Below are 649 nucleotides of genomic sequence, written 5' to 3'. Positions count from 1 at the left end.
GGAACAAAGCACCTCCCGAAAGATCCGGAACGGCGTCGGCGTGAAAGGCCAAGACACGGTCGTGTTTGCGATTTCAGAAGACCCAGTCACGTTTAGCACACTCGCTCGCTTATTCCGGGACGAGCTAATGATCTTCACGGGATGTCGGTAACGGAGAGGCCTGCGTGGCGGAAGAAGCGGACGATCATCTCGGGGTGACGTTTGAGGCGGCCAAACTCGCGACGGGCGAGCCGATGCAGGTCGTCGACTGAGCCGGGCAATGCGTTCGCCATGGCGCGCTTGACGAGCGCATTGCACTGCTCTTCCGGATTCAACTCCGGGGCATACGCCGGCAGATAGGCCACCGCATAGTCCTGCGCATGCGCAGCGATGAAGTCCGTTGTCGCCCGTGAGCGGTGGGCATTGAGCCGATCCCAGACCACCAGCAGCGGCGTGCCGATCTGGCGGCGGACAGAGCGCAGGGCCTGGATGACACAGCGGCTCGAGATGGAGGTGCGGAAGTGGCGCGCATACAGCCGCCCGTCCGGCGTGATCGCCACGATGCTCGACACCTCGCGTCGCTTGCTCACCCGTTGGAGCACCGGGGTCAGCCCGCGCCGCGCCCAGGTCGTGCCCGGCCGGATCCGGAAGCTGTGGCCGGTCTCGTCCC

General features: G+C 65.0%; 1 protein-coding gene. It reads right to left on the bottom strand.

Annotated features, from left to right (window positions below; translation table 11 throughout):
* Positions 1 to 134: 134 nt before the first annotated feature.
* The coding region (locus FS320_RS44665) for a transposase (RefSeq protein WP_152718809.1) at positions 135 to 649 on the bottom strand (515 nt) is incomplete at its 5' end.

Source organism: Microvirga tunisiensis, from assembly GCF_009296175.1.
Taxonomy (GTDB): Bacteria; Pseudomonadota; Alphaproteobacteria; order Rhizobiales; family Beijerinckiaceae; genus Microvirga; species Microvirga tunisiensis.
Note: the sequence above shows the minus strand (reverse complement) of the source record. Positions and strands in the feature narration are given on the sequence as shown.